Below are 6,506 nucleotides of genomic sequence, written 5' to 3'. Positions count from 1 at the left end.
TCCCCACGGATCCCTCGACGGAATGACACCGTCGGCCTACTGGGAAAACTGGACCGCAGGAAACCAACTAGCTATCGCATAGCCACTGGACTGCTAACGGGGGCCCAACCACCTCAACAAGCTGTAATAGCCCTGGGGTCTTAGATAGCCTGCAGGCATTGCCGAAGGTAGATTGATACGAAATATCTAGGGGGAATCCATGAACGACTTTCTCAACCGTCTCGCTGCTCACAAAGCGAATTCCGCTGCCCAAGAAGCAGCTAGGCCGTGGTACGAGAAGTTCGGTGAGGGTACGAGATTGTTGGGGACCGACCGAGATCCTGCTGTAGCTGAGTCGGTTCGGGCTTTCCTCCAGCTAGTGCCAGCGAACCTTTTCAAGAAGGGCCAAGTTGTCCCAATTTATGGCAAGCGAAGTCGGGCCTCGAAGCCAATTCCACTCCCGAACGGGCAATCGATTTATCTAACCGATTTTGTGTTTAGCGATAAGGACAAGTCCAAAGGAATGTGGTCAGATGACCCCTGGGTGGTGGAAGGAGAAAGGGTCCTTTTTGTCACGACCAGATCCGAGGAATTTGAAGAAACGGTAAGGTACTACGACATCCTGCAGGATGGACGAATCTCCGCGAGTGGCGATCTTCGTTCAAAACATGAAGTGGAAAAGTTAATCAAATCCATGATCGAATTCGCCATTCGTCACAGGTTGTAAGGGGTAGCCGCTTAGGCCGCCGCAACGTCCGATGCTAAGGTCCTGCCGGCCTTGCCGCGGGTAGGGAGGCAGGAAGATAGAAAGGGGAATCCATGAACGACTTTCTTGAACAACTGGCTGCTCAACGTGCTCAGACTGGTGACGAAGAGCATTGGCGGGCTTGGGTAGAGAAGTTCGGTAGAGGATCTGACCTGTGGGAGGTGAGAGGTTCTGCCAGTATTCGAGATTCCATTCAAGCGTTTCTCAAGCTGGTGCCGGAAAACCTGATGCAGGCCGGGGTGGTCGTCAGAGCTCCACGGAATACTCAGGCTCACTCGTCCGGGGTTCCCAGGGTTCGTCTGAGCAACCATAGATTCAGACCTATCGACCCACGGGATTCTCCAGCAGCGCGTGACCGGTGGGTGGGTGCCGGTAAAAAAGTCCTCTACGTTTCAACCGTGCGCAAAGCCAGACATAGGGATGAATCGGATGAGCCCTACGACATACTCCAAGATGGCAGAGTCTCCGGTAGTTTCACCCTCTCCACGTCAGCTGACGACATGTACAAAGCCATGTCCAGCTTCGTCATTAGGAACCGCCTTTGAGATGGCCTTCCTAGGCGGCCGCTGCCCCCAGTGCAGAAGCCATCACAGCATCACCGGCGGCAAGAGGGCCGAGCAGGAGATCGCGCTGATAGTCGGTCAGCAGGTCCGGGAAGCTGATGGCCAGGTGGGCATGACAGAGCGCCGCGGTGATGAAGTAGGTCCCTTCGACGCCGCCCATCGTTTGGGAGACCATGCTGCGGATCCGGTCGCGGTCGATGCAGGTGCCATACTTCGCCAGCACGCGTCGGGCCGGGGCATGCTGGGTGTTCTCCTGGGCTGATTCACCGGCGGCTTCGATGGCCAACAGCTGATGGCGCGACCAGGTTCGGTCGAAGATTTGTGGTGCGGGCAATGACATCGGCACCTTCATGGGGTTTCTTCGTTGGAATGCTCCTGTGACTTGAGGATCCGGGCGGTTGCCCTTGCTATCCCTCATGTGTGCGGAGCCAACGAAAGCTTTCCCCGCCAGGATCATCTAAGAGGGTCAGTATTGGGCAAGCAGCTTCTCCATGACTGCCTCGTAAACGTTACGGGCCGGGATGTCGCTCGGAGTCCGAGAGTAGTGACTGGCAACCACTAGGTAGGTCGTCCCGGATAGCGCGAACAGCCCTTTCCTGTCGCTACTTTCGGTCCACAGGCCCGGGCTTTCCTCGCCAACATCAACTGATTCGAAGCCATCCTGGGTTTGGCCGAAAGCAAAAGTCTCTGCGCCTGCCGGATCGACAACGACCGACGTAGAATCCATGGATCCGGGGGTGATCTCTTGACCCGCTCGGACGTATTCACACATTATTCCGCCGTCCGACGGCACCGCGTTCCACAGGTCGAGGGGACCCGTCGCAGCAATGAGCAAACCGTCGATCCCCAAACCTGCACAGGTGGCGGCCGCAACCTGGTCTACGCCATCTCTAATGGTCACGCTGCCGTCGCCAATTACCGCTGGCTGAGGGGTGGTTGCAGCGGCAGGCAAAGGTGACGGGGTAGGGGGATCCACTGGGGCTTCTACGGTTGCCGCAGCAATCGTTGCAGCGGCAGTGCCGGGCGGCTCAGTGTCCGTTGAGCATCCGGACAGCATTACCGCCAGGGCTCCTACTGCCGCTAAATGGACAATCTTTGCGATGCCCATATCTACCCCACGCCTGCCCACATAACGGAACCGTGATGAAGCCCTCAGCATACAGACGAGAATGAGCTGGCGGCTACGGTTTCGGGGCAGTTAGTCCCAGCTGGTTCAGCTGACGAGGTGTAGCCGACTCTCAGCTGATGGGTTCTTCGGCGAGGGTTGCGGCGTCCAGGAGGACCTGGTACTCGACGTCCCCGGCGGTGTCTTCCAAATGAACCACAACATGTGCGCCGCGGGAGCATGGAAAGTGTGGAGTCTCTCCGGCCCAGTCATTCGCCCAGGGGGTGAGCGACGAACGCGGCCTTGTTTGGAGCTGGCCTTCGAGACGTTCGCCCGTCCTTGGGCCACCCAGCTGACCGCTAGGATCAGCGTGAAATCTACGGTTGTCTCCGAATCGATACATGAAAGACGGACGACGAGCACGCTACCACCAGAGCCGCAGCGGTGGTGGCACGATGCGCGACGTTTACGGTATGAACCTTTTCGCCGATGTCGCACGGTTCCACCTCAACGCCTTGGTCGATGATGTGGAGTGATTCGCTTGCTGGATGTTTCTGTTGAGGATCTGTTGGATTCGATTCATTAGACATGAGCAACATGTGTGTGGATCCGGGTGTATCGCTCACCGAAGTTGTGATGGGATCGTGGCCATTTTGTGGGATCTGGCTGCTAGCGTTTGCACTTCTGGCTATTCACCGGAATTCAGTGTTCCTTTTTCGGAATGCGGGGCGGCTCATTCGGGACAGCTGTCAACTAAACCTTCAGCAGTCCCGACCGAGAAGAGGAATGCCTATGGGGATTTCCTTGGCGCGGTCCTTCAAGCCCAACGCGAGAGCGAACCTGGCATTTCCGGCTCGAGAAGGCCTCCATACGAAATGATGCTCGGGCTGTCGGAGAAGCAGGGGCTTGTGCAGGTGGTCGGAACCGATGAAATTGTTGAGCTATGCAACGACGTAGTCGTTGCTGTTGGCGTACTGTCCTTTGTTCTTAGTGAGACATACGGGAGCGAAAACACAGAGGAACAGACGACTCACATGATCGTAAAGTCAAGAAAGACCGATCAAGAGGCATTCAAACAGTTGGTGAAGGCAATACGATCAGATTTGAGGATCGATTAGTAGTGCAGTCCGGTGGGGGTGGCTGTTCTTGGTTCTGGCAAACGGCACCCAATCTGGATGGACGGCAACTTACCGCTCTTCACCAGTGCATACGTCTGCGACATGCTGATGCTCAGCAGGCAGGCAAGGCAACAGACTGTTAGAGCACCGGGCGAGTTGGCAGTGGCTGCATCTGCCTGCATGCTCAACTGGTAAATCCTGAAGAGAAGCGCATCGCCTTGATCATCGATGCTGACGACGCACCAGCTTCCAAGATGGATGTGGTCCTTGCCGAAGTGGCCCCTCATGGGGATGCCAATGTACGTCGAGCAAAGGGCGATTGTAAAAGCCCCCATCTACAGCAATGGGAAGCCGCCTTCCACCCGTATGCGATACGACCGATGCGGCAGTTAGCTTACAGAACTGGCAAGAATGCCGCTGATATGGCCATGGTGATCGATGCCATGGATTTGCTCAATGGAGGCTCGATCGGTGCCTTCGCTCTCGTTTCCAGCAATGCGGACTTCACTCCGCTAGTTATGCGAATATTGGCGAACGGTCACCAGGTGTACGGGTTCGGGGAGAGGAAGACTCCAGAGCCCATTGTCAACGCTTGTTCCCTATTCACCTACGTTGAAGGATTGGGGCAGGCACCCAATAGCTCTAACACTTCGGTGGAACAACGCGCTGACCCGTGGAAATTGCGTGGTGATACCCGCCTCGTGCTCCTGATGCGGAACGCTGTCGAAGCTGCAAGCGATCATGACGGCTGGGCGAACTTATCTTCGGTAGGAAGCCAAATAAGCAACCAAGCGTCGCTGGACTCCCGCAATTACGGCTATCAAAAGTTGAGCGAGCTAATCAGTTGATGACTTCGGCGTCGATGATCTCGGCCTCTTCGGTCCGGTGCCCTGGGTTGGTCAGCTCCAGGCTGGCGAGAGGTTTTTGTAGCCGCTTGGACATAGGGAGGAATGTGCCAAGAGTGAGGCCTCCGGAGAGAACAGCGCCGATAACAGGGATGGCCTTCGAGACTCCGCTGGCGAAGATCTTCTTGGTCATTTTCACACCGAGTTAGTCGGCGACCTTTTTCACGATTGGATAGATGATGCCCTGGGTGAGTGCCTGCTGCGGTAGTTTCTTAGCTGCACTGGCAGAGGACAACGCGTTGCCGAATCGGCATATTATATGCATTAGCAGCCGGCGAGCTCGTGTCTGTTTCTGACCAAAGTAACCCGCAAAGTAACACTTTTCACTTTTGTCGTTGACACTAAAAAAACGCCTGACCTGGCATTATGCCTAGTCAGACGGTCATTTATTTGGTGCACCCCTCGGGACTTGAACCCGAAACCCTCTGATAGAGGGTCGGCGTCAGGCTCAACATGACCAGTTGAAGTGACATTGGACGGATGCACACCCGTAGATCGAACGCGATGGCATTTTGTTGTTCTTTCCGGCGAACCGAACTCGTTGTTTCGCCCAGAAACGAAGCGTGCAGGTGGCTTCGTACAGTCGCACAAGGGAACTCGGCAAAAGATGGATTGTTAGGCCAGTACTGGCAACGCTCACACCGATGCCGTTGAGACGCACGACGGTCGGGTATGCGCTGTGGATTTCACTCGGGCTTGGAACAGCGATCAGACGAAAGCACGGTTCATCACTGCAGCCATTTCGGATACCCCTTCGGGCAACAGATGAGAGTACCGGTCTATGGTTGTCGTAATCGACTCGTGGCCCAGATGAAGCTGTAGCTTGTATATATCCAAGCCTGCTTGGAGAAGCCACGACGCGTTGGAATGTCGAAGATCGTGAATGCGAGGCTTCTTGTCCAAGCCCAACGCTCGAGCGGACTTCACTGCCTCGTCCCAGACCTCCCAAGCTCGACGATGGTCCACGGGAAGGCCTGCTGGGCTAAGAAACAGATGCCTACCGGTCTCTCGAGATACCCGTATCAATTCGGCCATGGACGCGGCGGTGCCTTCCTCCACCGTCGCGGTCCGCCGGGACTTACGTGTCTTCGGTGGACCAATTACGGGCTGGTTCGTCTCGGTCCGAGTCCAAGCACGTGCTATCCGCACCGTGACCTGTCCCGTTCGGTCGGATGTGAAGTCTCTCCCATAGAGCGCTGTCGCCTCCCAGAATCGAGCACCGGTGACCGCCAGGAAGGCGAAGAGGGGTCGGTGATACTCGGGGATATGATCCTGAAGCAGCGACCATTCGTCGTTGGTGAGGAACGACATGGTGTCCTCTGTTGCTGAGCTCCGTGGAAGCGACACGCCCGCGCACGGGTTATCAATTCGTTTCCTGTCGCGGACAGCTGTCTTGAAGGCAGCCGAAAGAAGCCCGTGAACGTTTGCGATGGTCTTGGGAGCGGACCCCGCGTCGGCCATCGCCTTAACCCAGCCGACCACGTCGCGATAGTCGACTTCGGCCACATTCATGCGTCCGATGGTCGGAGCGAGGTGGTTAGTCAGCTGCCCCCTGTACCGCAGAATTGTGTAGCCATTCGCATTCGTCCGCAGGTCTATGTGGTCTTCCACCATCTTGGAGACCGTATAGGCGCCCGCCAGGTGCGCCCGAGTGCTCTCCAGGGCTTTCGTCGTATCGAGGCCATGAGCCTCTAGGACCCCAAGCATGAGCTGCGCGTCCTTCGCGTCGTCAAAGCGTTGAGTCTTTCGTTTCCTGGTTTTTTTGTCGACCCAGCGAACCAGATAGGCGGTTGAGCCATCTTTCCGGGGCCGTTCTTCGATGTTAGCCATGATGTTTACTATGCGACTCGACGACGGACAGGCAACGGAAATCGGAGGTCGCGTGGTCGAAGAAAGGCTCCGCGTGGTCGAGGGCATAAAAAAACCCCGGCGGACCGGGGTTTTTTCACTGTGCGCGGAGGGGTGTCTAGGTTCAGGACATAGGCGACACATGAGTCGCGACATGGGCGACAGTTGATACCCGCCGGTGAGTCGGGACATCGGCGACACTTTAGGGGCCTGAGTATGAGC

At 56.5% G+C, this 6,506-nt stretch carries 9 protein-coding genes and 1 tRNA gene; 5 read left to right on the top strand and 5 right to left on the bottom strand.

Going from position 1 to position 6,506, the window contains the following annotated elements; genetic code table 11:
* Positions 1 to 199: 199 nt before the first annotated feature.
* Positions 200 to 706, top strand: a complete 507-nt coding sequence (locus tag ACX80Z_RS15800; protein ID WP_459316549.1) for a hypothetical protein — start codon at positions 200 to 202, stop codon at positions 704 to 706.
* Positions 707 to 798: 92 nt separating this feature from the next.
* Entirely contained in the window at positions 799 to 1,290 is a 492-nt protein-coding gene (locus ACX80Z_RS15795; RefSeq protein WP_459316548.1) for a hypothetical protein, read from the top strand.
* A 10-nt stretch (positions 1,291 to 1,300) separates the two neighbouring features.
* Here the strand turns inward: ACX80Z_RS15795 and ACX80Z_RS15790 are convergent, their stop codons facing one another.
* Both ACX80Z_RS15790 and ACX80Z_RS15785 read right to left on the bottom strand, forming a co-directional pair.
* Positions 1,301 to 1,648: a hypothetical protein gene (locus tag ACX80Z_RS15790; RefSeq protein ID WP_459316546.1), complete on the bottom strand. Its 348-nt coding sequence runs from the start codon at positions 1,646 to 1,648 to the stop codon at positions 1,301 to 1,303.
* A gap of 126 nt (positions 1,649 to 1,774) precedes the next feature.
* A complete protein-coding gene (locus tag ACX80Z_RS15785) occupies positions 1,775 to 2,416 on the bottom strand; it encodes a hypothetical protein (RefSeq protein WP_459316545.1) in 642 nt (213 codons plus the stop codon).
* 398 nt (positions 2,417 to 2,814) lie between these two features.
* On the opposite strand from ACX80Z_RS15785, the gene ACX80Z_RS15780 reads away from it, so the two are divergent.
* The 3 genes from ACX80Z_RS15780 to ACX80Z_RS15770 all read left to right on the top strand — a co-directional run bounded on the left by ACX80Z_RS15780 (position 2,815) and on the right by ACX80Z_RS15770 (position 4,379).
* Complete coding sequence (locus ACX80Z_RS15780; RefSeq protein WP_459316543.1) at positions 2,815 to 2,949, top strand: hypothetical protein; 135 nt, start codon at positions 2,815 to 2,817, stop codon at positions 2,947 to 2,949.
* Positions 2,950 to 3,057: 108 nt separating this feature from the next.
* Entirely contained in the window at positions 3,058 to 3,531 is a 474-nt protein-coding gene (locus ACX80Z_RS15775) for a hypothetical protein (protein WP_459316542.1), read from the top strand.
* 218 nt (positions 3,532 to 3,749) lie between these two features.
* Positions 3,750 to 4,379, top strand: a complete 630-nt coding sequence (locus tag ACX80Z_RS15770) for an NYN domain-containing protein (RefSeq protein ID WP_459316541.1) — start codon at positions 3,750 to 3,752, stop codon at positions 4,377 to 4,379.
* Here the strand turns inward: ACX80Z_RS15770 and ACX80Z_RS15765 are convergent.
* The 3 genes from ACX80Z_RS15765 to ACX80Z_RS15755 all read right to left on the bottom strand — a co-directional run bounded on the left by ACX80Z_RS15765 (position 4,372) and on the right by ACX80Z_RS15755 (position 6,266).
* The gene (locus ACX80Z_RS15765) at positions 4,372 to 4,569 is read right to left on the bottom strand and encodes a hypothetical protein (protein ID WP_459316540.1); all 198 of its coding nucleotides are present in this window, start codon (positions 4,567 to 4,569) and stop codon (positions 4,372 to 4,374) included. The genes ACX80Z_RS15770 and ACX80Z_RS15765 overlap by 8 nt on opposite strands.
* Before the next feature lie 258 nt (positions 4,570 to 4,827).
* Positions 4,828 to 4,920 (bottom strand) — tRNA-Leu (locus tag ACX80Z_RS15760).
* A 224-nt stretch (positions 4,921 to 5,144) separates the two neighbouring features.
* The gene (locus ACX80Z_RS15755) at positions 5,145 to 6,266 is read right to left on the bottom strand and encodes a tyrosine-type recombinase/integrase (protein ID WP_459316539.1); all 1,122 of its coding nucleotides are present in this window, start codon (positions 6,264 to 6,266) and stop codon (positions 5,145 to 5,147) included.
* Positions 6,267 to 6,506: the final 240 nt, after the last annotated feature.

The sequence above is a fragment of the Arthrobacter sp. TMT4-20 genome (assembly GCF_054510775.1).
Note: the sequence above shows the minus strand (reverse complement) of the source record. Positions and strands in the feature narration are given on the sequence as shown.